Source organism: Streptomyces sp. NPDC044106, from assembly GCF_056433985.1.
Map to the genome: position 1 here is coordinate 281,321 of NZ_JBWKFZ010000007.1, position 24,773 is coordinate 306,093.

Genomic DNA, 24,773 nt, shown 5'->3' on the forward strand with positions numbered 1-24,773 from the left:
ACGCGTGCCGGAGGTGACCGCTCCGGCAGGCCGGTCCCCGAGGGGAGTCCGTGGCATGGGACGTGGCAGGGCGAAGGCGGCACGGATCGCGGCGGATGCCGCCGAACGCCTTCTCGCCGTCGGGCAGTTGACACAGCGGGCGCCGACCACGCCCGAGGGAAGGGCGGTCTTCCGCCAGGACCAGCGGGTCAACGACCAGCCGTACCGCGAGCGCTGGGCGCACGACAAGGTGGTCAGGTCGACCCACGGGGTGAACTGCACCGGCTCGTGTTCCTGGCAGGTGTACGTCAAGGACGGCCTGATCACCTGGGAGACGCAGGCCACCGACTACCCCTCGGCGGGCGCCGACCGGCCCGACTACGAGCCGCGGGGCTGCCCGCGCGGGGCCTCGTTCTCCTGGTACACGTACTCACCGACCCGGGTCCGCTACCCGCACGCGCGCGGCGTCCTGGTCGAGATGTTCCGGGATGCCAAGCGGCGCCTGGGCGGTGACCCGGTGGCGGCCTGGGCGGAGATCACCGGCGACCCGGACAAGCGGCGCCGCTACCAGTCGGCGCGCGGCAAGGGCGGCCTGGTGCGCGTCGGCTGGGAGGAGGCACTGGAGATCGCGGCCGCCGCGCACGTGCACACGCTCAGGGAGTACGGCCCCGACCGCATCGCCGGCTTCTCGCCGATCCCGGCGATGTCGATGGCCTCGCACGCCGTCGGCGCCCGCTTCCACTCGCTCATCGGCGCCCCGATGCTGTCCTTCTACGACTGGTACGCGGACCTCCCGATCGCCTCCCCGCAGGTGTTCGGCGACCAGACCGACGTACCGGAGTCGGGTGACTGGTGGGACGCGGCGTATCTGATGCTGTGGGGCTCGAACGTCCCCGTCACACGCACCCCCGACGCCCACTGGATGGCGGAGGCGCGCTACCGGGGCCAGAAGGTCGTCGTGGTCTCGCCGGACTACGCGGACGCGACGAAGTTCGCCGACGAGTGGCTGCATCCGCATCCGGGCACCGACGGCGCGCTCGCCATGGCGATGGGGCACGTGATCCTTCGGGAGTGCTTCGTGGAGCGGCAGGTGCCGTACTTCACGGACTACGTCAAGCGCTTCACCGACCTGCCCTTCCTCGTGGCGCTCGACGAGCACGGCACGGGCACGCGCGCGCCCGGCGCGTTCGTCACCGCCAGGGACCTCGACCTGGCCAAGGAGGCGACGGCCGACGCGCGGCGCTGGATGCCCGTCCTCCACGACGCGGCGACCGACCGCCCCGCCGTCCCGAACGGCACCCTGGGCGACCGCTGGGGCAAGGCCGGCGAAGGCCGCTGGAATCTGGACCTCGGCGACATCGACCCGCTCCTGACCCTGTACGGCCACCCCCGCGCCGAGACGGCCGATGTGGTGCTGCCCCGCTTCGACGAGGAAGGCGCCACAGTGCGGCGCACGGTCCCCGCGCTGCGCGTCGAGGGGCGCCTGGTGACCACGGTCTTCGACCTGATGCTGGCTCAGTACAGCGTCGCGCGGGCCGGGTTGGGCGAGCAGGAGACCGTCTCGTACGACGACGCGGCCACACCCTGCACCCCGGCCTGGCAGGAGGCGGTCACGTCGGTTCCCGCGCAGGCGGTGGTGCGCGCGGCGCGGGAGTTCGCCCGTACCGCGGAGCAGACCCGGGGCCGCTGCATGATCGTGATGGGGGCGGGCACCAACCACTGGTTCCACTCGGACACGATCTACCGTTCGTTCCTCTCACTGCTGCTGCTCACCGGCTGCCAGGGTGTCAACGGCGGCGGCTGGGCACACTACGTGGGGCAGGAGAAGGTGCGTCCGTACGCGGGCTGGCAGCAGCTCGCCTCGGCGGCGGACTGGGTCCGCCCGTCGCGGCAGATGGCCGGGACGCCGTACTGGTACCTGCACACCGACCAGTGGCGCTACGAGAAGTTCACCGCCGATACCCTCACCGCGCCCACCGCGCCCGGCGGCCTCGCGGGCCTGCACACCGCGGACCTCGTCTCCCGTTCGGTGCGCCAGGGCTGGATGCCCTCGTACCCGACGTTCGGCGCCAACCCGCTGGACCTGGGGCGGCGCGCGCACGAGAGCGGCGCGGACCCCGCGGACTGGGTGGCCGCCGAACGCGACGCCGGGAACCTCTCGTACGCCTGCGAGGACCCCGACGATCCCGCCAACTGGCCCCGCGTGCTCACCGTGTGGCGCGCCAACCTGATCGGCTCGTCCGCCAAGGGCAACGAGTTCTTCCTGCGGCATCTGCTCGGCGCGTCCGACAACGCGAGCGCCGACGAGGCCGCGCCCGACCAGCGGCCGCGCGAGGTGACGTGGCGGGACGACGCGCCGCGCGGCAAGATCGACCTGCTGCTGTCCCTGGACTTCCGCATGACGTCCACCGGCCTCTTCGCCGACCTCGTGCTGCCCGCGGCGACGTGGTACGAGAAGCACGACCTGTCCAGCACGGACATGCACCCCTACGTCCACGCCTTCTCCCCCGCGATCAACCCGCCCTGGCAGGCCCGCACCGACTTCGAGATCTTCCACGGCCTGGCCGCCGAGGTCAGCCGTCTCGCCGCGGGCCGCCTCGACGTGGCCCACGACCTGGTCGCCGCGCCGCTGCTGCACGACACACCCGGCGAGGCACCGCCCGACGGGCCCACCGGACCGCGGTTCACCCTCGTCGAGCGGGACTACACCGCCATCGGCGACAAGATGGCCGCGCTCGGCCCGCTCACCGGGCAGCAGGGCATGACGGTCAAGGGGGTGACCGTGCGCCCGCGGCCGGAGATCGACTGGCTGGCGGGACGCTGCGGCACGGTGGGCCGCGGTCCCGCGCGCGGGCTGCCCCTGCTCGACACGGACGTCAAGATGTGCGAGGCGATCCTCGCGCTCTCGGGCACCACCAACGGCCGCCTCGCCGCCGAGGGCTTCGAGCGTCTCGCCGAGCGCTGCGGCGCCGACACGGGACTCGGCGAACTGGGCGCGTCGGTGGCCGAGCGGCGCATCACCTTCTCCGACACGCAGGCGCGCCCCGTACAGGTCGGGGCGAGTTTCGAGTGGTCGGGCAAGGAGGGCCCCGAGCGCCGCTACGCGCCGTTCACGATCAACACCGAGCACTTCAAGCCCTGGCACACCCTCACCGGCCGCCAGCACTTCTACCTCGACCACCCGTGGATCGCCGAGTACGGGGAGCAACTGCCTGTCTACCGCCCCCCGTTGAACCTCGGGGAGCTCGGTGAGCAGCCCAGGGCGGACGGCGAAGGGCGTTCGGTGACCGTGCGCTACCTGACGCCGCACTCGAAGTGGTCGATCCACTCCGAGTACCAGGAGAACCTGCTGATGCAGACCCTCGCCAGGGGCGGCCCCGTCATCTGGCTCGGTGCGGCCGACGCCGAGGCGATCGGCGTGGCGGACAACGACTGGATCGAGGCGCGGAACAACAACGGCGTGGTCGTGGCCCGCGCCGTCGTGTCCCACCGCATGCCGCCCGGCACGGTGTTCATGTACCACGTCCAGGAACGCCTGGTGAACGTGCCGAAGTCCGAGGCGACAGGGAAGCGCGGCGGCGTCCACAACGCCCTCACCAAGCTCCTGATCAAGCCGACCCATCTGATCGGCGGCCACGCCCAGCTCAGCTTCGCCCCCAACTACTACGGCCCCACCGGCAACCAGCGCGACGCGGTCACGGTGATCCGCCGCCGCGCCCAGGAGGTTCAGTACTGATGCCCCGTGACGGAGCCACCATCGGACGGGTCATGGCACAAGTGGCGATGGTGATGAACCTCGACAAGTGCATCGGCTGCCACACCTGCTCGGTCACCTGCAAACAGACCTGGACCAACCGCTCGGGCACCGAGTACGTCTGGTTCAACAACGTCGAGACCCGCCCCGGCCAGGGCTACCCCCGCGGCTACGAGGACCAGGACAAGTGGCGGGGCGGCTGGGAGCTCAAACACGGCCGCCTGGTGCCCCGCAGCGGGGGCCGCGCCCGGCGCCTTGCCCGGCTCTTCGCCAACCCCGAACTGCCCTCGCTCAGCGACTACTACGAGCCGTGGACGTACGACTACGAGACGCTCATCTCCGCGCCGCTCGGCGACGACGTGCCGACCGCGCGGCCCCGCTCCCTGGTCGACGGCGAGCCCACCGCGGTCACCTGGGGCCCGAACTGGGACGACGACCTCGGCGGCGGGCCCGCGCACATCGCGGGCGACCCGATGCTGAAGAAGATGAACGAGCAGGTGCGCCTGGAGTACGAGCAGGCGTTCATGTTCTACCTGCCGCGGATCTGCGAGCACTGCCTCAACCCGTCGTGCGTGGCGGTGTGCCCGTCGGGCGCGATGTACAAGCGCGTCGAGGACGGCATCGTGCTCGTGGACCAGGACCGCTGCCGCGGCTGGCGGATGTGCGTGAGCGGCTGCCCGTACAAGAAGGTCTACTTCAACCACGAGTCCGGCAAGGCCGAGAAGTGCACGTTCTGCTACCCGCGCATCGAAGCGGGCCAGCCGACCGTCTGCTCCGAGACCTGTGTGGGCCGGCTGCGCTACCTCGGCGTGATCCTCTACGACGCCGACAAGGTCGGCGAGGCCGCCGCCACCGAGAACGAACAGGACCTCTACGAGGCGCAGTTGGGGTGCTTCCTCGACCCTGACGACCCCGAGGTGGCGCGGGCCGCCGAGGCGTCCGGCATCCCGCACGACTGGGTCACCGCCGCCCGGCGCTCCCCCGTGCACGCCCTGATCAGCACGTACAAGGTGGCGCTCCCGTTGCACCCGGAGTACCGCACCATGCCCATGGTCTGGTACGTCCCGCCGCTGTCGCCCGTCGTCGACTCGCTCACCGCCAGTGGGCACGACGGCGAGGACCCGGCCAAGCTCTTCGCCGCCATCGACTCGCTGCGCATCCCCGTCGCCTACCTCGCGGAGCTGTTCACCGCGGGCGATCCGGCCCCGGTGGAGGCGGCGCTGTGCCGCCTCGCCGCGATGCGCTCGCACATGCGGCGCGTCAACCTCGGCGAGGAGCAGGACCCCGCCATCGCCGGCGCCGTCGGCATGGACGCCGAGGGGATCGAGGGGATGTACCGGCTGCTCGCCCTCGCCAAGTACGACGAGCGCTACGTCGTCCCGACCAGCTACACCGCGGGCACCCCCGCCGACGACCTCGACGCCGGGTGCAGCCTGGACGGCCACGGCGGGCCCGGCATGTACGAGGCGGACGCCTTCCACACCGCCCCGGCCCCCGGCAGGGAGCCCGAACACGCCGGGACGTCGCTGCGCGACCGGGTCAACCTCCTGAACTGGAACGGGCGCGGGCGTCCCGACGGCCTCTTCCCGAAGACCGAGGGGGGCGGGGCCCGGTGAACCGCGCCGTCGTCCACCAGGCCGCCGCACTGCTGCTCGGCTACCCCGACGCGGGCTGGCCCGAGCGACTGCACACCGTGCGCACCGCCCTCGAGCCCGTGCCGGGCGGCGACATCCGTCTCCTGCGGCACTTCTGCGACCAGGTCGCGGGAACGGAACCGCTGACGCTCGCCGCCCGGTACGTCGCCACGTTCGACCGCAGCCGTCGGCGCTGCCTGTACCTGACGTACTACACCGACGGCGACACCCGCAGGCGCGGACCCGCCCTGGCCGGGCTCAAGGCGCTCTACCGCGAGCACGGCTGGCAGCCGCCCGAGGACGAACTGCCCGATTTCCTGCCGCTGGTCCTGGAGTTCGCCGCCCGGGTCCCGGAGGCGGGCACGCGGCTGCTGAGCGACCACCGGGCCGCCCTCGAGCTCCTCCGCTTCGGCCTCACGGCACACCGCAGCCCCTACGCCGACGTCGTCCAGGCGGTCTGCCGGACCCTGCCAGGGGCCGGCCCCGCCACCCGTGAGGCGGCCCTCCGGCTTGCTCGCACCGGCCCGCCCGCCGAGTCGGTCGGTCGCACTCCCCTGCCCTTCCCCCGGCTCCGACCGGTTCCCGACGCTCCGCACGCGGAGGAGACTTCCCGGTGAAACACCTGCACATCGCCCTGTGGGGCGTCCTGCCCTACCTCGTCCTCGTCGTGCTGGTCATGGGCACGGTCTGGCGCTACCGCTACGACCGCTTCGGTTTCACCACCCGCTCCAGCCAGCTCCACGAACACCGGCTGCTCAGCGTCGGCGGCCCGCTGTTCCACTACGGGCTCCTCTTCGTCGTGGCCGGGCACGCCATCGGCCTCCTCGTGCCCGAGTCGCTCACCGAGCGGGCCCACGTCCACGAGTGGCTCTACCACGCCAACGCCCTGCTCGTCGGCGGCACCGCGGGCCTCGCCACCCTCGCCGGGCTCCTGATCCTGCTGTACCGGCGGCTGCGCGTGCCCGCCGTGCGCGCCGCGACCAGCCGCAGCGACCGCGCCGTGTACCCCGTCCTGCTCTGCGTGATCCTGGCCGGTCTCACCGCCACGGCCACCACCCTGCGACCCCACTCCTACGACTACCGGCTCGGCGTCTCGGTGTGGTTCCGCTCCCTGTTCGCCCTCGACCCCGACGTGCCCGCCATGTCCGACGCCCCGCTCTCCTACCAGGTGCACGCGCTCCTCGGCATGGCCCTGTTCGCCCTGTGGCCGTTCAGCCGCCTCGTCCACGCCTTCACCGCGCCCGTCGGCTACCTGGTCCGCCCGTACGTCGTCTACCGCTCCCGGGGCGTTCCCGCCGCGCGCGCCAGGGCGGTGACGCGGCGTTAGCGGCACGCCCTCTACAGGTCGACGCCGGGGCGAGGGAAGCCCTCAGCCCCGGCGTCCGGCCCGGCCACGGTCAGTTCAGCGCGCCGTGCAGCGCTTCGACCGCGGAGGACGCGAGCTGCTGGGTCACGCTGTCCTTCTTTCCGATCAGGATGGAGTTGGACTGGCTAAGGCCCTGGTTGACGGTGCTGCCCAGCGGAGGGTTCGCCTCGGTCGCGAGAGCGGGAGCGGCGAGCGCGACGGGTGCGGCGGCGAGCGAGAGGACGACGAGAACACGCTTCACGGAATTCATACGCTGCAAACGATCACCCCACCGCGCCGTCACGCTCCGTGCGACGGCGGTCATGTTTCACGGTCGACGATCAAGGGGACTGGAGAGATCTCATCGCCGCTCACCCCCGTGGAACCGACAAAGGAGTCATCGTGCGCGCCTTGGCACTCGTCTGCACCCTGTCCCCCTCCCCCGCCGCGTCCAGCAGCGAGAAGCTGGCCGGGCAGGTCCTGGCCGAGCTGGAGAAGCGGGAGGTGGCCGTGGAGTCCGTGCGGGTCGCCGACCACGACGTGAAGCCGGGTGTCGAGGCGGACATGGGCCATGGCGACGCCTGGCCCGCACTGCGCGAGAAGGTCATCGCGGCCGACATCCTGCTCCTCGCCACGCCCATCTGGCTCGGCCACCCGGCGAGCATCTGCCAGCGCGTCCTTGAGCGCCTGAACGCCGACTCGTCCGAGACCGACGACCAGGGGCGCCCGCTGTACTACGGGAAGGCGGCGGCCGTGGCCGTGGTGGGCAACGAGGACGGTGCCCACAAGGTGAGCGCCGACGTCTTCCAGGGGCTCAACGACGTCGGCTTCTCCCTCGCTCCGGGCGCCGTGACGTACTGGGTGGGCGAGGCCATGCAGGGCACCGACTACCAGGACCTCGACGAGACGCCCGACGCCGTCGCCTCCACCACGCGGACCCTCGCCGCGAACACCGTGCACCTGGCCCGTCTGCTGCGGGGCGCCCCCTACCAGGCCCCGGCCCAGTAGTTCACGCGGTGGTTCAGCCGTTGGTTCAGCCGTTGGGCAGGATGACCGCCCGGCCGTTCACGCGGCCCTCGTGGAGCGCCTCGTACGCCTTGGGGGCGTCGTCCAGCGCGTACGTCTCCACATGTACGTCGATCACGCCGGACCTGGCGAGGTCCAGGACCTCGATCAGCTCGGCCCTGCTGCCCCAGTACGGGGAGCGGACCGCGGTGTCGTAGGGGGTCGTGCCGAAGCCGACGGCGACGGCCCCGCCGCCGATGCCGACGATGCTGACGTCCGCCTCCACCGCGGCGCACGCGATCGCCGTCGCCGCGGTGGGCGGTGCCCCGACGAAGTCGAACACCGCCTGGGCGCCGAGACCGTCGGTCAGCTCGCGGACCGTGCCTGCCGCCGCCGCGTCCGACAGGACGGCCTCGTGGGCGCCGACCGCGCGGGCCAGCCGCAGCTTCTCCTCGGTGACGTCGAGCGCGATCACCCGTGCCGGGGTCAGCGCGCGCAGCAGCTGGATGGCGACATGCCCGAGACCGCCGGTGCCGATGACCACGGCGGTGCTGCCGGGGGTCAGCTTGGGCAGCGAGGTCCTGATCGCGTGGTACGGGGTCAGTCCTGCGTCGGTGAGCGGTACGGCGGTCACCGGGTCGAGGCCGCCCAGCGGGACGAGGTGGCGCGGGTCGTCCACGATCATGTACTCGGCGATGGCGCCGGGCGCGCCGAGTCCGGGCGGACGGATGCCGAGCTCGGCGGCGCGCGTGCAGTAGTTCTCCTTGCCCTGCGCGCACATCAGGCAGCTGCCGCAGCCCCACGGCCCGTACACGGCCACGGAGTCGCCGAGCACGAACCCGGTGACGCCCTCGCCCAGCGCGGCGACGGTTCCGGCGCCCTCGTGCCCGAGGGTGAGCGGCAGCGGGAAGCCCAGGGCCTCGGCGGGGCTGCTCATCACGGCGATGTCGGAGTGGCAGACGCCGGCGGCGGTGACCTTGAGCAGCACCTGACCCGGGCCTGGCTCGGGGCGTGGGAGGGTGACGACCTCGGGCGCGGCGCCGACGCTGCGGTACTGGACGGCCTTCATCTCGGCGGGCAGGCCGGCGATTTCTTGTCCTGACATGTCTGGGTGCCTCCTCTTCTTGCTTCGGCTTCTTCTTGCTTCGGCTTCTTCTTGCTTCGGCCTCTTCTTGCTTGTCGTCCCGGTCAGCGGGCCGCGTAGCCTCCGTCGACCAGGTGGTAGCTGCCGTTGATGAAGGAGGCGTGGTCGGAGAGCAGGAACAGCGTGAGGTCGGCGACCTCGGCGGCGGTGCCGAGACGGCCCTGCGGGTGGAGCGCGACGAGGCCGGCGAGCTGCTCCTCGTCGCCCCTGAGCAGCGGGGTGTCGATGAAGCCGGGCGCGACGGCGTTCACACGGACGCCCCGGGCCGCGTACTCCACGGCGGCGGTCTTGGTCAGGCCGACGACCGCGTGCTTGGCGGCGGAGTACGCGGCGGAGCCCGCGAAGCCGTTGGTGCCGAGGATCGAGGACATGTTGACGACCGCGCCACCGCCCGCGGCGAGGAGCTGCGGCAGCTCGTACCGCAGGGAGTAGAAGACGCCGTTGAGGTTGGTGTCGATCACGCGCTGCCAGTCCTCGACCGTGTACTCGCCGGTCGGGGCGGTCGCCCCGGCGATCCCCGCGTTGTTCACGGCCAGCTGGAGGCCGCCGAAGGTCTCGACGGTGAAGTCGACCGCGTGGCGCACCGACTCGGGGTCGGTGACGTCGACGCGTACGGCGGCGGCCCGGCCGCCCGACCCGGTGAGCCGGCGGGCGACGTCGCGCGCGCCCTCTTCGTTGTGGTCGGCGACGACCACGGCCGCTCCGGCCGCGGCGAGGCGGCGGGCGACCTCCAGGCCGATGCCGGACGCGGCGCCGGTGACGAGGGCGGTCTTTCCGGCGAAATCGGCCGCCGCGGGGGCGACGGTGTGGGTGCTGGTGCTGACGCTCATGGTGGTGCCTGGTTTCAGGTGGTGGTACGGGGGGCGGGCTCGTCGGCCAGGGCCGCGAACGCCGTGTCGATGAGCTGCGGAAGCGGCGTGCGCGCGCCGGGGGCGATCCAGAACCGCACGGCGGTGCCGAACGCGCCGACCGCCAGCGAGACGGCCAGCGCGGGACGCAGATCGCGTCCGGCGTCGAGGCCGAGCCTGCGGGCGACGATCGCCACCGATGCGGTCTCGGCCTCGTCCTGCACCCGCAGGTAGGCGGGCAGCAGCGACGGCTCCTCGTGGAGCAGCCGCAGCAGGTCGGCCGAGCGGGGCAGGCGGTGCCAGGCGGTCGGTTCGTCGTCCAGCCAGTTCCGCAGGGCCCGGTAGTAGGCCGTGAGGGGGCTCTCGCCGGGGGGCCGGGCGGCGAGCGCCGCGTTGATCCGTGCGAAATCGGCGCGCAGGGCGTCGACGACGGCGTCCTCCTTGCCGGAGAAGTACCGGGAGAAGGTGCGGCGGGAGACGTCGGCGCGTTCACTGATCGTCTCGACGGTGACCTGGTCGAGGCCGTGGGCGAGGACCAGGTCCACGGCGGCGTTCGCCATCGCTTCCCGGCTCTCGCGGACCTTGCGGGTCCGTCGGCCCTGCTCGCTGCTCATGCTTCGACTGTACTCCTCGAAGTGTCCCAGTGAGACACGTGGCTCACTGGGACAGTTCTGAGGGCCGGGGAAGCCGTGCTTTCGGCGCAAACACGGTCCTGTCCGACGGCGTCCCGCATGCCATGGTGGGGAGCCCACTGGCCCGGACCAATCTTCGGCCGATGAGGAGCATGCGCATGCGCGGTACAACGGTCCTGCCGGGTGAGGGCAACAACGGAGAACCGGGCGAGGACGGCATGCCGACCCACCGGCTGCAGGTCCCGATGCCCAACGCCCTGCCCTTCGCCATCGGCACGTTCGACACCATCGGGCCCATGTCCCGCGCGCCGTTCCCGCACCGGCACACCTTCCACGAGATCGTCCACGTCACCGGAGGCACCGGCGGGCACGTCGTCGACCTGAGCCGTTTCACGCTCCGCCCGCCGAACCTGTGCTTCATCGCGCCCGGCCAGGTCCACCAGTGGCAGAACGTCACCGGTCTTGAGGGGCAGGTCATCCTCTTCACCGACGACTTCCTCGTGGACCACCCCGCCGACCGGTACGTCCTGCGGACGCTCGCCCGGCGCTCCTGGCTCGATCTGCCGGAGGACGCGGCGCGGTGGACCACGCGCCTGGTCGCCGACCTCGACGGCGAGTACCGGGCGGGGGCCCAGGGTTTCGAGAGTGTCCTGCGGGCCCTGCTGCACGTCCTGGTCGTGCGCGCGGCCCGGCTCCCGGCGCCCCGTGCGGCGGCGGTACCGCTCGCACCGCCCGACGAGGACGCAACCCTCGCTCCCCCGCACTCGCGCCCCGTCTCGGTGGCCGAGGACTTCGTGACACTGCTCGGCTCGGCGGAAGGCCCGTTGCAGTCCGTGCGCTCGTGCGCGGAACGGCTGGGCGTCTCGGTGAGCTACCTCAGTGAAGTGGTGAAGGCGGCGACCGGCCGCACCCCCGGCGAACTCATCCGGCAGGTCCGGGTGCACGAGGCCAAACGGCTGCTGCTGCGTACCGAGTTGTCGGTACGTCAGGTGGCGGGGCGGGTCGGCTTCGTGGACCCCGCCTACTTCTGCCGCTTCTTCCGGCGCGAGACCGGCGCGAGCCCCGGGAGCTTCCGGCGCGGTGGCGGCGATATTCACCACGACCACCGGCTGGAGTCCATCGCCGGGCCCTCCTCCCCCGCATAGCTTCATAGCCGATCCGGAACCCGCCCACCCCTTTGAGGCTCAGGAGGAGCGATGGACAACGAGATCGGCACGCCAGGAGACGACGGCACCCCCGCAGGGGGCGGCACCGGCGCCCCCGCCGTCAACGGTGGCAAGGGACCCAGCCGCAAGACCGTCCTGAGGGCCGCCGCCGCGATGGGCATCGCCGTGCCCGTCAGCCTCATGGGCGTCCCCGCGCTGGCCAGGACCGCAGGCGAGCGCGGCGAGGCCCCGGAGCTGACCCCCACCTGCGACGACGGTGACGACCCGACGATCCCTCAGACGGAGGGCCCGTACTTCAAGCCGAACTCCCCGCTGCGCACCTCGCTCGTCACGTCCGGCACACCGGGTACGCGGCTCACCGTCACCGGTTACGTCTTCGGACTCGCCTGCAAGCCGATAGCCCAGGCCCTGCTGGACTTCTGGCAGGCCGACACCTACGGGACGTACGACAACGCGGGCTACCGCTTCCGCGGCCACCAGTTCACCGACGCCAACGGCGCGTTCAAGCTCTCCACGATCGTGCCCGGCCTCTACCCGGGGCGCACCCGCCACCTGCACGTGAAGGTGCAGGCACCGGGCCGGCGGATCCTCACCACGCAGCTGTACTTCCCCGGTGAACCGCGCAACAACACGGACTCGATCTTCGACGCCCGGCTGCTGATGAACGTACGGAGCGTCGGCAACGCGAAGGAGGCGGACTTCGACTTCGTCCTGAACGTACCGCAGTAGCCGCCACGCGCCCGCCCCGGAACCTTCCCCGCCCTTGAGGCCTCCCCCGAGCACGAGGGAGGCCTCAGCCCGACATTCCCTCCCTTGTTACACACCTGTGTCATCTCATGCCGCAACGGACTTCGGGTCCGGGCTGTCTAGCAGGTGGAATTCAAGGAATCCGCCGGGACGCACCCGCGGACGGACGACGACGGAAGAGGGCAGCAGTGGGGGACATACGCAGACGAGGAGCCGTGGCGCTGGGCATCACCATGCTGGTGGCCCCGCTCACCATGGCGCTCGGCACCGGCAGCGCGCAGGCCGCGTCGTGCTCGACGCAGACCGGGCCGTACCAGAAGCAGGTCGAGAAGTTCCTCGGCCGCCCGGTGGACGGCAAGCAGTCGGCGGCCGACTGCAAGGCCATCAAGGCCTTCCAGACCAAGCACCAGATCACCCCGAACGCCGGGTACGCGGGCAGCGTCACCTGGGGGGTCATGAACCTCATGAACAAGCAGAAGGCGGTGGGCAACAACCCCAACAAGGCGGGCAAGTGCCCGACGGACAAGGGGCGCATCGCCTGTGTCGACCTCACGCTCCAGCTCAGCTGGATCCAGGACGGCAAGAACCTCAAGTACGGCCCCGTGCCGGTACGCACCGGCCGCAACGGCCACGAGACCCGCACGGGCCTGAAGAAGATCTACTGGCGGGACATCGACCACGTGTCGAGCCTGTACAACGTGCCGATGCCGTACAGCCAGTTCTTCGACGGCGGCCAGGCCTTCCACTCGGTCGGCATCAGCGTCTGGTCCCCGCCGGGCTCGCACGGCTGCGTCAACATGACGAAGAAGGACGCCACGAAGTACTGGAGCATGCTGCGCAAGGGCGACGACGTCTTCGTCTACGGCCGCAAGCCCGGCACCTGATAGCAAGAGCCGCCACGCTCCGGCTCCTCCTGCCGCCTTCGCTCAGGCCAGCACCGCCCGCACCGTCTTTCCGCCGCGGTGGGCGCCCACGACCTCCAGGCGGTACGCGAGCTCCCGCACCATGGCGAGGCCCCGTCCGCCCTCCCTGTCAGTACTCGGTTTCTTCAAACGGGGGCGTTCGGGGCTGGCGTCGGTGACCTCGACGGTCACCCGGTTGCCGGAGACCTCCACGCGAAGGCGGCAGCCGCCCTCGGCGTGCCGCACGGCGTTGGACACGAGCTCGGAGACGATCAAGGTGGCGTCGTCCACGCGCTCGGGGGCCACCTCCGTCTTGCGGCGTCGGGAACCGGCGAGGAACGCGGAGGCCAGCCCCCGTGCCCGGCCCGCCGATGCGAGCTCCTGCGGCAGCGCGTACTCCACCCGTTCCGTCGGCCGATGGGCGCGCTGGTGCGCACGCATGGCGACTCACTCCCCTCCCTGGGACAGACCGGCGTCCACCCGCGATCCACGTCGCCACCGGGGCCGCGGCATATGGTGCGCGACCGGTCCTGCCTCACGGTGATGCCCTCGCAGACTGATCCCCAATCCGCCCGCCGCCACTTCCCTCGGCACGTGTTGACCCTGACGTCGACTTCGACCGAGACTGGCTGATCGTCCGTCGGCACCGGTGTCCGAGGCGCCGGGCCCGCATCCGCCACGCCGGAAACACGCCGGAAAGGTGACTCCCATGAGCCCCGCGCCCCGCGCCTTCAAGGACTACCAGGACGAGATCTACCTCGGCGGTCTTGGCGGAGTCGTCCCCAAGTACCCTATAACGTTCGCCGAGTTGGAGGCGCGCGCCCATGCCGCGATGCCGCCGTCCGTCGTCTCGTACGTCGCCGGGGGCGCGGGCGACGAGCACACCCAGCGCGCCAATGTCCGCGCGTTCGAGGGCTGGGGACTGATCCCGCGCATGTTCGTGGGGGCCACCCGGCGCGATCTGTCCGTCGACCTGTTCGGCCTGCGGCTGCCCTCTCCCCTGTTCATGGCGCCCATCGGTGTCCTCGGTATCTGCGCGCAGGACGGGCACGGCGATCTGGCGACCGCGCGGGCGGCCGCGGAGACCGGCGTCCCGATGATCGCCTCCACCCTGTCCTCGGACCCGATGGAGGCGGTCGCCGCCGAGTTCGGCGAGACGCCCGGCTTCTTCCAGCTGTACACGCCGACCGACCGCGCGCTCGCCGAGAGCCTGGTGCGCCGGGCGGAGAAGTCCGGGTTCAAGGCGATCGTCGTCACCATGGACACCTGGATCACGGGGTGGCGCCCGCGCGACCTGAGCACCTCCAACTTTCCCCAGCTGCGCGGCCACTGCCTCGCCAACTACACGAGCGACCCGGTCTTCCGCGCCCAGCTGTCCACCGACCCCGAGCAGGACCCGCAGTCGGCGGTCCTGAAGTGGACGCAGGTCTTCGGCAACCCGCTCACCTGGGACGACCTGCCGTGGCTGCGCTCCCTGACGTCCCTGCCGCTGATCGTGAAGGGGCTGTGCCACCCCGAGGACGTACGACGGGCCAGGGACGGCGGCGTCGACGGCATCTACTGCTCCAACCACGGCGGCCGCCAGGCCAACGGCGGGCTCCCCGCGCTCGACGTACTCCCCGCGGTCGTCGAGGCCGCCGACGGGCTGCCCGTCCTCTTCGACTCGGGGGTACGCAGCGGCGCGGACATCGTCAAGGCCGTCGCGCTCGGCGCCACCGCCGTCGGCGTCGGCCGTCCGTACGCGTACGGCCTGGGCATCGGCGGGGCCGACGGCGTCATACACGTCCTGCGGTCGCTCCTCGCCGAGGCCGATCTGCTGATGGCCGTCGACGGCTACCCGACCCTCGCCGACCTCACCCGGGAGGCACTCCAGCGCGTGCGGTGACCGGGCGCGGACTCAGGGTGCGGGCTCTCAGGCCCACAGCCAGACCGCGGTGTCCTGCGGAAGCAGCCCCGTAGCCGTCAACGGGCCGCTGGCCAGCAGGGGTTCGGTGCCGGGCGGCAGCGGCACGGCGTCCGGGCCGAAGTTGACCAGGGTGATCCAGGTGGTGCCGGCACGCTCGCAGGCGCGCGCGAAGCAGAGCACCCCGGGCTCGTCCTCGCGCAGCCTCCGCAGCGGCCCCGCCTCACCCGCGCAGCGTCGCAGCCGCAGCGCCGTGCGGTACAGGGAGAGCATCGAGTCCGGGTCGCGCGCCTGCCGTGCGGCCGCGTACCCGGCCCAGCCGGGCGGCGCCGGCAGCCAGCCGGGGGCCGGGGCGCCGTCCCAGGGCAGCGGCACCCGGCAGCCGTCCCTGCCGGGATCGAGCCCGCCGGAGCGCGCATGCATCGGGTCCTGGATGAGTTCGCGGGGAATCTCCGCCTCGGGCAGGCCGAGCTCCTCGCCCTGGTAGAGGTAGACGGAGCCGGGCAGCGCCAGGGTGAGCAGGGCCGCGGCCCGTGCCCGGCGGGTGCCGAGTGCCAGGTCGGTGGGGACACCGAAGCGCTTGCGTGCGAAGGCGAAACCAGTGTCATCGGCGCGCCCGTACCGGGTGACCGTCCGCGTCACGTCGTGGTTGGCGAGGACCCAGGTGGCGGGAGCGCCGACCGGGGCGTGGGTGGTCAGGGTCAGGTCGATCGACTCCCACAGCTTCGCCGGGTCCCAGGGGCGGGAGAGGAAGTCGAAGTTGAACGCGGTGTGCAGCTCGTCCGGGCGCAGGTAGCGGGCGAAGCGTTCCGCGTCGGGCAGCCAGATCTCGCCGATCAGCGCGGCCCCGTACTCGTCGGCGATCCGCCGCCAGGAGCGGTAGATGTCGTGCAGCTCGGGCCGGTCGTGGAAGGGGTGCGGGCCGCCGCCGTCCATCGGGGGCAGGCCTTCGGCCTTGGCGAGCAGCGCCGCGGAGTCGATGCGGACGCCGGCCGCGCCGCGCTCGAACCAGAAGCGCAGCACCTCCTCGTGCTCCGCACGGACCTTCGGGTGGCTCCAGTTGAGGTCCGGCTGTTCGGGGGCGAAGAGGTGGAGGTACCACTCGCCGTCCGCCGTGCGGGACCACGGCACCCCGCCGAACTCGCCGACCCAGTCGTTGGGCGGTTCCTCGGAGTACGGCCGGAAGTGGAACAGCTCCCGCTCCGGCGAGCCGGGGCCCGCCGCGAGGGCCGCCTTGAACCATTCGTGCTGGTCGGATACGTGGTTCGGGACGATGTCCACGATGCAGCGAAGGCCGAGCTCCTGGGCCTCCGTCATCAGCTTCTCGGCCTCGCCGAGGGTGCCGAAGGCCGGGTCGACGGCGCGGTAGTCGGCGACGTCGTAGCCGCCGTCCGCCAGGGGCGAGAGATACCACGGGGTGAACCAGAGGGCGTCCACGCCCAGTTCGGCGAGGTAGGGCAGCCGGGCGCGGACGCCGGCCAGGTCGCCGGTGCCGTCGCCGTTCCCGTCGGCGAAGGAGCGGACGTACACCTGATAGATGGCAGCGCTGCGCCACCACTCCGTGCTGGACAAGAGGAAGTCCTTTCGAAGAAGGGCTCTCAGCCCTTGAGGCTGCCCGCGCCCAGCCCGGCGACGATCTGGCGCTGGAAGACCAGGAAGAGCGCGATCAGCGGAGTCGAGGCCATCACGAGCCCGGCCACCAGGGAGTTGAGCGGGGTGTCCTGCGCCACCCGCTGGAGGAAGACGCTCAGCGGTTGCGCCGCCGGGTCGGGCAGCACGAGGAGCGGCCAGAGGAAGTCCTTCCAGGCCGTGACGATGGACAGGATGGAGACCACCGCGAGGATCGGCCGGGACAGCGGGAGCACGATGCGCCACAGGGTCGTCAGCGTCCCCGCGCCGTCCATCTTCGCCGCGTCGAGCAGCTCGTCGGGGATCCGGTCGAAGAAGTTCTTGAGGATGTAGATGTTGAAGGCGTTGGCGGCGGCCGGGAGCCAGACCGCGCTCGGGCTGTTGATCAGGTTGCGGTTGAACAGGGGGACGTCCACGACGGTGAGGTAGACCGGCACGAGCAGCGCGGTCGTGGGCATCATCAGGGTCAGCAGCATCAGCGCGAGCACCGCGTTGCCGAACCGCGGGCGCAGCTTGGACAGGGCGTACGCGGCGGGCACCTGCACCGCGAGCTGCACCAGCCAGGCCCCGCCGGCCAGGACGACGGTGTTGAGGAAGTAGTCCGTCAGCTCCATCTCCCGCCACGCCTTGGCGTAGTTCTCGGGGTGCCAGGACTCCGGTACGTAGGTGGGCGGGTTCTGCGCCAGTTCCGTGGACGACTTCATGGCGCCGGTCGCCGCCCAGTACAGCGGCACGATGAAGGCCAGCGTGAACAGGGCGAGGGCCAGGGCGAGCGCCGACCAGTAGATCAGTCGTCCCTTACGGGTCCGCAGGACGGCGGGGCGGACGAGGGTACGCATGGAGGCGGACATCCCCTCACTCCTCGGCGGCGCGGGTGACCCGCAGGTAGAGGGCGGAGAAGGCGCCCAGGACGAGCAGGAGGAGCAGGCTGAGCGCGCTGGCGGTGCCGAAGTCGTCGTAGACGAAGGCGTACCGGTAGACCAGGAACATCACGGTCACCGTGGAGTCCTCGGGGCCGCCGCCGGTCATCACGTACGGCTCGGTGAACACCTGCATGGTGGCGACGATCTGCAACAGCAGCAGGACGAGGAGGACGAAGCGGGTCTGCGGGACGGTGACGTGGCGCAGGCGCTGCCACACGTTGGCGCCGTCGAGCTCCGCGGCTTCGTACAGCTCGCCGGGGATGGTCTGCAGGGCGGCCAGGTAGATCAGTGTCGTGGTGCCCATGTTGGCCCAGGTGGAGACGATGACCAGGGAGATCAGCGAGGTGGACGAGGAGTCGAGCCAGGCCGAGGCCGGCAGGTGGAGCGTGCGGAGGATTTCGTTGAGGAGTCCGGGGCCCGGGTCGTAGAACCACTTCCACATCAGGGCCACCACTACGGGAGGCAGCATGACCGGGAGGTAGACCAGGACCCGGAAGTACGCGCGCGCGTGGCGGAACTCGTTCAGGAGGACCGCTGTCAGGAACGGCACGGCGAAGCCGAGCAGCAGCGCGTACAGGGTGAAGAGGCCGGTGTTCTTCCAGGCGGTGAGGAAGAGCGGGTCGTTGAACAGCTTCTCGAAGTTGGCGAGGCCCGCCCAGGTGTTCCCGGTGGCGAAGTTGACGTGCTGGAAGCCGAGGATGACGTTGCGGACGATCGGCCACCACGAGAAGAGCGCGAAGATCACCACGGCGGCGCAGAGGAACCCGTACGCCGTCAGGTTCTCGCGCAGTGCGCGGCGCCGGGCCGCTGCCTGCCGCCGGGGAGCGGGCGGCGGCGGGGGCGCGGCCGTCTCCCGGGGCGGGGTCTTCAGGGACATGGCCATCAGGAGGCGTCGTAGATCGCGTCGACCTTGTCCTCGGCGCTGTCGAGGAGCGCGTCGATGTCGGCGCTCTTCTTGGTGAGGACGGCCTGCATCACGGAGTCGAGGACCGCGTAGACCTCTTGGGCCTTCGGGGGCTCGATGACGCCGGGCACCTTCGGCGCGGCGTCCATGAACGCCTGGTAGTTGCCGGTCGGCATGTTGGCGTGTCGCTGCTTGGCCTTCTCGATCCGGTCGCGGACCGGGCCCTCGAAGACGTCGGGGACGGTGGGCATCGGGATGCCGACCGGGAGCTCGGCCTGGGCGTAGTCGGCGACGTTCTTCTCGATGAGGTCGGGGTTGAGGTAGCGCCACTGGATCCACTTGACGCCGGCCTTGATCTTCTCCGGGGACGCCTTGGGGTTGAACATGTACCCCTCACCGCCGAGGAGCGTGGCCTTCGCGTCCGGCACCGGGGCGAGGGCGTAGTCCTTGTACTTCCCGCCGAACTGCTTGGCGATGACGGTGATGTTGTCGGCGGCCGAGACGTACATGCCGAGCTTGCCCGAGCCCATCATCCGCTGGACGTCCTCGACCTGGAGCAGCTGCTTGCTGCCCATCGAGTCGTCCTTCCAGCGCATGTCGTACAGGTCCTGGAGGGTGGCCCTGCCCTGCGCGGTGTTGAACGCGGCCTTCCGCTTGCCGCCGCTCTCCTGTGCGATCCGGCCGCCGCGCGAGTACAGCTCCGCGGTGAAGTGCCAGCCGCCCTGGTTGTTCTTGGAGAAGTCGGCGTAACCGACGTTGTTGTCACCGAGTCCGGCGATCCTCCTGGCCGCCTTGCGGACGTCCGCCCAGGTCTTCGGCGGCTGGTCGGGGTCGAGGCCCGCCTTCTCGAACAGCGCGCGGTTGTAGACGAGGCCCATCGAGTAGTTCGACGTCGGCAGGCCGTACTGGCGGCCCTGCTCGTCCTGGAAGATCTTCATCAGCGGTTCCTGGATGTCGCCGCGGCGCGGCATGTCCTTGACGGCGTCCGTGATGTCCGCGGCCTGCTTCTTCTCGATCAGGGACCGGGTGTCGGTGAAGTAGACGTAGAAGACGTCCTCCAACTTGCCGCCCGCCAGCTTGGCGTTGAAGGTCTTCGGGTCCATGAAGCCCTCGTGCGGCACGATGTCGATGTCCGGGTTGGCCTTCTCGAACCGCGCCACGTGCCGGTCGAAGAGTTCGCGTTCGAAGGCCTGGGTCTTGGGCGGCTGCCCGTTGACGTCGAGCTTCACCCTGCCGCCCGAGTCCGAGTCGGACGTGTCGCTGCTGGTGCCGCAGGCGGACGCCGCGACCAGTGCGAGAACGGTGACGGTGGCCAGTGCGAGCGTACGGCTGCTCGTGGATGTCATCGGGAGACCCCCTCCGGGTCGTGCTGCACGGTGCGAGGACGCGCCGGGTCGGCGGCGCGAGGGCGGCCCTTGAGGGGCGCGGCCGGTCCGCCGCGGTGCTGTGACTGTCGGGTGCGGCGCACACTCAACCACCGGCGACAGCGCGGCACAATATTCTGCGCAGACATTGCAAAATGCTGATAGCCGTTGCCGGCAGGGGTGTTGAGCCGGTCAGCTGTGGCGGGCCGGAACCTCCGCACGCCCCTTCCCGATGCGGCGCCACATGGCCCAACCAGCGATAACGCGTGCCGGGCAGAGGCAGCGTCACAACTTCGGCCGTCGCTGTAGTCAGATCGACAGTTCTCTGCAACTCTCCAGCATCGCAGCGCGAAAAGTTGCGCACCGATCCCATGTGAGGGAGCTGTGAGACTCGTGAGCCACCTCAGACCCGCACCGAGCACGAGGCCGACGCCGACGCCGACGCCGACGCGAAGACCTCATGGGCTCCGGCCGACCGGCCGCAGGTGGCGGACCTTCGCCGCCGCCCTCACCGCCGCCCTCCTCCTCCTCGGGCTGCCCGCCCTGTCCGCTACCGCGGCGGGCGGCCCCGACCTCGCCGCGGGCAGACCGGCCAAGGCGAGCAGCGCCAAGAGCGAGTACGGGGCGGGGAACATCACCGACGGCAACCCGGCGACGTACTGGGAGAGCTCGGGCAGCGATCTGCCGCAATGGGTGCAGGTGGACCTCGGCCGCACCGTGCGCGTGGACGAGGTGGTCCTCGAACTGCCGCCGTCCTGGGAGGCCCGCAAGCAGACCCTTTCGGTCCAGGGCAGCCCCGACGGCACCGGCTTCAACACCCTGTCCGCGTCGGCCGCGCGCTCCTTCGAGCCCGGCGGCTCCAACGCGGTGAAGGTCGCGTTCCCCGCCGCGCAGGCCCGCTTCGTCCGCGTGCACATCACCGCCAACACCGGTTGGCCCGCAGCCCAGTTGTCCGGGTTGCAGGTGCACGCGGCGGAGGACGTCTCGGGGAATCTGGCTCGGGGCAAGACCCTCAAGGCCAGTAGTGACACCGGGACGCACCTCGCCGCCCTCGCGGGCGACGGCAACCGCGACACCTACTGGGAGAGCGAGAACGGCAAGCTGCCGCAGTGGATCCAGGCCGACCTCGGCGCCTCCCTCCGCGTCAACCAGGTGGTTCTGCGCGTGCCCACCAGTTGGGAGGCCCGCACCCAGACCCTGAAACTCCAAGGCAGCACCGACGGCACGGACTTCACCGACCTGTCCGCCGCCAAGGACCACGTCTTCAGCGACGCGACGGGCCGTTCCGCCACGCTCTCCTTCGACACCGCCACCACCCGTTACGTACGCGTACTGATCAGCGCCAACACCGGCAGACCCGCCGGGCAACTGGCCGAGCTGGAGATCTACGGCCCCACGGGCGGGGACACCCAGGCGCCCACCGCGCCCAAGAACCTCACCCTCACCGAGTCGGAGCCGGGCCGTCCCAAGCTCACCTGGGACGCGGCCACCGACGACAAGGGCGTGACCGCCTACGACGTGTACGCGAACGGGGAGCTGCGCACCAGCGTCGAAGGCGCCGTGCACACGTACACGGACACGCAGCCCACGAGCTCCACCGTCACCTACCACGTCCGGGCGCGCGACGCGGCGGGCAACGCGTCGCCGAACAGCAACACCGTGACCCGCAGGGGCGATTCGGGCGACACCCAGGCGCCGACGGCCCCTTCCCACCTCGCGCTCACCCAGCCCTCGCGCGGCGAGGTCAAGCTGACCTGGGGCGCCTCCACGGACAACGTGAAGGTCACGGCGTACGACGTGTACGCCGACGGCAAGCCGCTCAAGTCCGTCGGCGGCGACGCGACGGCGTACACCGATCAGCGGGCGGCCGGCGAGACGGTCTCCTACGCGGTGCGCGCCCGCGACGCCGCGGGGAACGTCTCGGCCTTCAGCAACACCGTGACACGCCCCGGAGCGGACGACGGCGCGAACCTGGCTCAGGGCAAGCCCATCGCCGCCTCCTCGGTGACCCAGACCTACGCGGCGGAGAACGCCAACGACGGCCTGACGTCCACCTATTGGGAGGGCGCCGCCGGGAGCTACCCCAACACCCTGACCGTGAAGCTCCGGGCCAACGCGGACGTCGACGCGGTCGTCGTCAAGCTGAACCCGGACCCCGCCTGGAGCCCGCGCACCCAGACCGTGGAGGTCCTCGGCCGGGAGCAGAAGGCCACGGACTTCACCACGCTCAAGGAGGCCAAGGAGTACTCCTTCAGCCCGTCCGGCAACCAGAACACCGTCACCGTTCCGGTCTCGGCCCGGGTCGCCGACGTCCGCCTCAAATTCACCGCGAACAGCGGGGCGACGGCGGGGCAGGTCGCCGAGCTCCAGGTCATGGGCACACCCGCGCCCAACCCCGACCTGGAGATCACCAAGCTGGCGTACGACCCTGCCGCGCCGGACGAGACCGACGAGCTGACCCTGGCCGCGACCGTGCGCAACAGCGGCAGGGAGGCGTCCGCCGCCTCCGACGTGACGTTCCGGCTCGGCGGCGACAAGGCGGGCAGGGCCCCGGTGGGCGCCCTCGGGGCGGGCGAGTCGGCGACCGTGGACGTCAAGGTCCCGGCACGCGGGGCGGGTTCGTACTCCTTCGCCGCGACCGTCGACGAGGCGGACGGGATCATCGAGCAGGACGAGGGGAACAACACCCTCACCAGCCCGACGCCGCTGACCGTCAAGCAGGTGCGCAGCTCCGACCTCCTCGCGTCCCCGGTGAGCTGGACGCCGAGCGCCCCCGCGAACGGCAAGGAGGCCGCGTTCAGCGTCGCGCTCAAGAACCAGGGCACGCAGGACTCCGCGTCCGGCGGCCACCGGATCACGCTGACCGTGCAGAACGCCAAGGGCGACACGGTGAAGACCCTGACCGCGACGTACGACGGGACCATCGGCGCGGGTGACACCACCGCCCCGGTCAAGCTCGGCACCTGGACGGCGGCCAACGGCCGCTACACGGTCAAGGTCGTCATCGACGACGACGCCAACGAGATCCCGGCCAAGCGCGTGAACAACACCAGCACCCGGCCGCTGTTCGTCGGTCGCGGCGCCGCCATGCCGTACGACACGTACGAGGCGGAGGCCGGTGTGCTCGCCGGCGGTGCGAAGGTGGTCGGCCCCAACCGCACCATCGGTGACCTGGCGGGCGAGGCGTCCGGCCGCCGGGCCGTCACCCTCGAATCGACCGGTGCCTCAGTGGAGTTCATCGCCGACCGGCCCACGAACACCCTTGTCACGCGCTTCTCCATCCCGGACGCGCCGGGCGGCGGCGGCACCGAGGCGACGCTGAACGTGTACGTCGACGGGGTCTTCCGCAAGGCGATCGACCTCACCTCCAAGTACGCCTGGCTGTACGGCGCGGAGGCCGGGCCGGGCAACTCGCCCGGGGACGGCCCGGCCCGGCACATCTACGACGAGGCGCACGTCCTGCTCGGCGAGACGGTTGCGGCGGGCAGCAAAATCAAACTGCAGAAGGACGGCACCAACACCTCCCGGTACGCCATCGACTTCGTCGACCTGGAGAAGGCCGAGCCCAAGGCGAACCCGGATCCGGCCGCGTACGTCGTGCCGGCCGGGTTCGGGCACCAGGACGTGCAGAACGCCCTGGACAAGGTCCGCATGGACACCACGGGCAAGCTGACCGGCGTCTACCTGCCGCCCGGCGACTACGAGACGTCCGGCAAGTTCCAGGTCTACGGCAAGGCCGTGCGGGTCGCGGGCGCGGGTCCCTGGTTCACGCGCTTCCACGCACCGGCGTCCCAGCAGAACACCGACGTCGGGTTCCGCGCCGACGCCGACGCCGAGGGCTCGTCCTTCACGGGCTTCGCCTACTTCGGCAACTACACGTCACGCATCGACGGCCCCGGCAAGGTGTTCGACTTCCAGAACGTCTCCGACCTCACCATCGACGACATCTGGAACGAACACATGGTGTGCCTGTACTGGGGCGCCAACACGGACCGCATGACCATCAAGAACTCCCGGATCCGCGACATGTTCGCCGACGGGATCAACATGACCAACGGCAGCACGGACAACCTCGTCGCGAACAACGAGGCACGGGCGACGGGCGACGACAGCTTCGCCCTCTTCTCGGCCATCGACGCCGGTGGCGCGGACATGAAGAACAACGTCTACGAGAACCTGACCTCCCTGCTGACCTGGCGCGCGGCGGGCATCGCAGTCTACGGCGGCTACAACAACACCTTCCGCAACATCCGTATCGCCGACACCCTCGTGTACTCCGGGATCACGGTCAGCTCCCTGGACTTCGGCTACCCGATGAACGGCTTCGGCACCGATCCGACGACCCTGGAGAACATCTCCGTCGAGCGGGCCGGCGGTCACTTCTGGAACGGGCAGACCTTCCCCGGAATCTGGCTGTTCTCCGCGTCCAAGGTCTTCCAGGGGATCCGGATCAACAACGTGGACATCACCGACCCGACGTACCACGGCATCATGTTCCAGACGAACTACGTGGGCGGCAGGCCGCAGTTCCCGATCAAGGACACGGTCCTGCGGGACATCACCGTCACGGGGGCCCACAAGAGCGGTGACGCCTACGACCACAAGTCGGGGTTCGGTGTCTGGGCCAACGAGATGCCCGAGGACGGGCAGGGCCCGGCGGTCGGCGAAGCGACCTTCCACAACCTGAGGTTGAGCGACAACGCACAGGACATCAAGAACACCACGTCCACCTTCAGGATGGACGTACAGCCCTGACCGACGACCGCCACCGAGGGGAGCACGGCCCCGGCCGACCGGAGACGGGCGGCCGGGGCCTCCCGGCCTGCAACGCGACAACAGCCGAGCGAACAAAATCCGGCACAGGACCGTAACTGGCTTGCGCTGCTTGCTATAC

Annotated in this window: 18 protein-coding genes and 1 pseudogene; 10 read left to right on the top strand and 9 right to left on the bottom strand. The window is 70.9% G+C overall.

The features are described from left to right. Window positions 1-55 precede the first annotated feature (55 nt). Genes AC07DI_RS14835 through narI form a run of 4 tightly spaced genes read left to right on the top strand, consistent with a single transcriptional unit; the run spans window position 56 to window position 6,694 of the window. Window positions 56-3,715, top strand: a complete 3,660-nt coding sequence (locus tag AC07DI_RS14835) for a nitrate reductase subunit alpha (protein ID WP_478904713.1) — start codon at window positions 56-58, stop codon at window positions 3,713-3,715. Next, window positions 3,715-5,349 (top strand): nitrate reductase subunit beta, encoded by a 1,635-nt coding sequence (gene narH, locus AC07DI_RS14840; protein ID WP_384251988.1) that lies wholly within the window; start codon window positions 3,715-3,717, stop codon window positions 5,347-5,349. Before AC07DI_RS14835 ends, narH begins: the two co-directional genes overlap by 1 nt. Beyond that, complete coding sequence (gene narJ / locus AC07DI_RS14845) at window positions 5,346-5,984, top strand: nitrate reductase molybdenum cofactor assembly chaperone (protein ID WP_478904714.1); 639 nt, start codon at window positions 5,346-5,348, stop codon at window positions 5,982-5,984. Before narH ends, narJ begins: the two co-directional genes overlap by 4 nt. After that, window positions 5,981-6,694, top strand: a complete 714-nt coding sequence (narI, locus tag AC07DI_RS14850) for a respiratory nitrate reductase subunit gamma (protein WP_384251984.1) — start codon at window positions 5,981-5,983, stop codon at window positions 6,692-6,694. The genes narJ and narI overlap by 4 nt, the downstream gene beginning before the upstream one ends. A gap of 70 nt (window positions 6,695-6,764) precedes the next feature. Here narI and AC07DI_RS14855 read toward each other — a convergent pair whose 3' ends face one another. Continuing rightward, window positions 6,765-6,974 carry a hypothetical protein gene (locus AC07DI_RS14855; RefSeq protein WP_384251982.1) on the bottom strand — a complete coding sequence of 70 codons (210 nt, stop codon included), beginning with the start codon at window positions 6,972-6,974 and terminating at the stop codon, window positions 6,765-6,767. Between the two features lie 140 nt (window positions 6,975-7,114). Between AC07DI_RS14855 and AC07DI_RS14860 the strand changes: the two genes are divergently transcribed. After that, entirely contained in the window at window positions 7,115-7,720 is a 606-nt protein-coding gene (locus tag AC07DI_RS14860) for a flavodoxin family protein (RefSeq protein ID WP_384251979.1), read from the top strand. Between the two features lie 25 nt (window positions 7,721-7,745). On the opposite strand, the gene AC07DI_RS14865 is transcribed toward AC07DI_RS14860, so the two are convergent. The 3 genes from AC07DI_RS14865 to AC07DI_RS14875 all read right to left on the bottom strand — a co-directional run bounded on the left by AC07DI_RS14865 (window position 7,746) and on the right by AC07DI_RS14875 (window position 10,323). Then, a complete protein-coding gene (locus AC07DI_RS14865; protein ID WP_478904815.1) occupies window positions 7,746-8,786 on the bottom strand; it encodes an NAD(P)-dependent alcohol dehydrogenase in 1,041 nt (346 codons plus the stop codon). A gap of 119 nt (window positions 8,787-8,905) precedes the next feature. After that, window positions 8,906-9,691 carry an SDR family NAD(P)-dependent oxidoreductase gene (locus AC07DI_RS14870; RefSeq protein ID WP_384251977.1) on the bottom strand — a complete coding sequence of 262 codons (786 nt, stop codon included), beginning with the start codon at window positions 9,689-9,691 and terminating at the stop codon, window positions 8,906-8,908. A 14-nt stretch (window positions 9,692-9,705) separates the two neighbouring features. Beyond that, window positions 9,706-10,323 carry an acyl-CoA-like ligand-binding transcription factor gene (locus AC07DI_RS14875; RefSeq protein ID WP_478904715.1) on the bottom strand — a complete coding sequence of 206 codons (618 nt, stop codon included), beginning with the start codon at window positions 10,321-10,323 and terminating at the stop codon, window positions 9,706-9,708. A gap of 176 nt (window positions 10,324-10,499) precedes the next feature. On the opposite strand from AC07DI_RS14875, the gene AC07DI_RS14880 reads away from it, so the two are divergent. The 3 genes and pseudogenes from AC07DI_RS14880 to AC07DI_RS14890 all read left to right on the top strand — a co-directional run bounded on the left by AC07DI_RS14880 (window position 10,500) and on the right by AC07DI_RS14890 (window position 13,138). Further along, entirely contained in the window at window positions 10,500-11,486 is a 987-nt protein-coding gene (locus AC07DI_RS14880; RefSeq protein ID WP_384251972.1) for an AraC family transcriptional regulator, read from the top strand. Between the two features lie 51 nt (window positions 11,487-11,537). Next, window positions 11,538-12,233, top strand: a pseudogene (locus AC07DI_RS14885) (dioxygenase family protein); the annotation flags it as partial. A gap of 209 nt (window positions 12,234-12,442) precedes the next feature. Next, window positions 12,443-13,138, top strand: a complete 696-nt coding sequence (locus tag AC07DI_RS14890; protein ID WP_478904716.1) for a L,D-transpeptidase family protein — start codon at window positions 12,443-12,445, stop codon at window positions 13,136-13,138. Window positions 13,139-13,180: 42 nt separating this feature from the next. Here the strand turns inward: AC07DI_RS14890 and AC07DI_RS14895 are convergent, their stop codons facing one another. Further along, window positions 13,181-13,597, bottom strand: a complete 417-nt coding sequence (locus AC07DI_RS14895; RefSeq protein WP_478904717.1) for an ATP-binding protein — start codon at window positions 13,595-13,597, stop codon at window positions 13,181-13,183. Window positions 13,598-13,865: 268 nt separating this feature from the next. Between AC07DI_RS14895 and AC07DI_RS14900 the strand changes: the two genes are divergently transcribed. Continuing rightward, window positions 13,866-15,041, top strand: coding sequence for a lactate 2-monooxygenase (locus AC07DI_RS14900; RefSeq protein WP_478904718.1), 1,176 nt, complete (start codon window positions 13,866-13,868; stop codon window positions 15,039-15,041). A 27-nt stretch (window positions 15,042-15,068) separates the two neighbouring features. On the opposite strand, the gene AC07DI_RS14905 is transcribed toward AC07DI_RS14900, so the two are convergent. From AC07DI_RS14905 to AC07DI_RS14920, 4 genes are read right to left on the bottom strand one after another with little or no spacing between them, the layout of a single operon-like run. Beyond that, window positions 15,069-16,631 carry a glycoside hydrolase family 13 protein gene (locus tag AC07DI_RS14905; RefSeq protein WP_478904719.1) on the bottom strand — a complete coding sequence of 521 codons (1,563 nt, stop codon included), beginning with the start codon at window positions 16,629-16,631 and terminating at the stop codon, window positions 15,069-15,071. A 26-nt stretch (window positions 16,632-16,657) separates the two neighbouring features. Next, window positions 16,658-17,539 (bottom strand): carbohydrate ABC transporter permease, encoded by an 882-nt coding sequence (locus AC07DI_RS14910; protein WP_478904720.1) that lies wholly within the window; start codon window positions 17,537-17,539, stop codon window positions 16,658-16,660. 4 nt (window positions 17,540-17,543) lie between these two features. Continuing rightward, the gene (locus tag AC07DI_RS14915) at window positions 17,544-18,488 is read right to left on the bottom strand and encodes a carbohydrate ABC transporter permease (protein ID WP_478904721.1); all 945 of its coding nucleotides are present in this window, start codon (window positions 18,486-18,488) and stop codon (window positions 17,544-17,546) included. Between the two features lie 5 nt (window positions 18,489-18,493). Continuing rightward, a complete protein-coding gene (locus AC07DI_RS14920) occupies window positions 18,494-19,861 on the bottom strand; it encodes an ABC transporter substrate-binding protein (RefSeq protein WP_478904722.1) in 1,368 nt (455 codons plus the stop codon). A gap of 411 nt (window positions 19,862-20,272) precedes the next feature. On the opposite strand from AC07DI_RS14920, the gene AC07DI_RS14925 reads away from it, so the two are divergent. Further along, window positions 20,273-24,634, top strand: a complete 4,362-nt coding sequence (locus AC07DI_RS14925; protein WP_478904723.1) for a discoidin domain-containing protein — start codon at window positions 20,273-20,275, stop codon at window positions 24,632-24,634. Window positions 24,635-24,773 lie beyond the last annotated feature (139 nt).

Coding starts and splice junctions, on each gene's coding strand:
- AC07DI_RS14835 (WP_478904713.1), top strand. CDS start 56: ATGGGACGTGGCAGGGCGAAGGCGGCACGGATCGCGGCGGATGCCGCC.
- narH (WP_384251988.1), top strand. CDS start 3,715: ATGCCCCGTGACGGAGCCACCATCGGACGGGTCATGGCACAAGTGGCG.
- AC07DI_RS14865 (WP_478904815.1), bottom strand. CDS start 8,786: ATGAAGGCCGTCCAGTACCGCAGCGTCGGCGCCGCGCCCGAGGTCGTC.
- AC07DI_RS14870 (WP_384251977.1), bottom strand. CDS start 9,691: ATGAGCGTCAGCACCAGCACCCACACCGTCGCCCCCGCGGCGGCCGAT.
- AC07DI_RS14875 (WP_478904715.1), bottom strand. CDS start 10,323: ATGAGCAGCGAGCAGGGCCGACGGACCCGCAAGGTCCGCGAGAGCCGG.
- AC07DI_RS14880 (WP_384251972.1), top strand. CDS start 10,500: ATGCGCGGTACAACGGTCCTGCCGGGTGAGGGCAACAACGGAGAACCG.
- AC07DI_RS14895 (WP_478904717.1), bottom strand. CDS start 13,597: ATGCGTGCGCACCAGCGCGCCCATCGGCCGACGGAACGGGTGGAGTAC.
- AC07DI_RS14900 (WP_478904718.1), top strand. CDS start 13,866: ATGAGCCCCGCGCCCCGCGCCTTCAAGGACTACCAGGACGAGATCTAC.
- AC07DI_RS14910 (WP_478904720.1), bottom strand. CDS start 17,539: ATGTCCGCCTCCATGCGTACCCTCGTCCGCCCCGCCGTCCTGCGGACC.
- AC07DI_RS14915 (WP_478904721.1), bottom strand. CDS start 18,488: ATGTCCCTGAAGACCCCGCCCCGGGAGACGGCCGCGCCCCCGCCGCCG.
- AC07DI_RS14920 (WP_478904722.1), bottom strand. CDS start 19,861: ATGACATCCACGAGCAGCCGTACGCTCGCACTGGCCACCGTCACCGTT.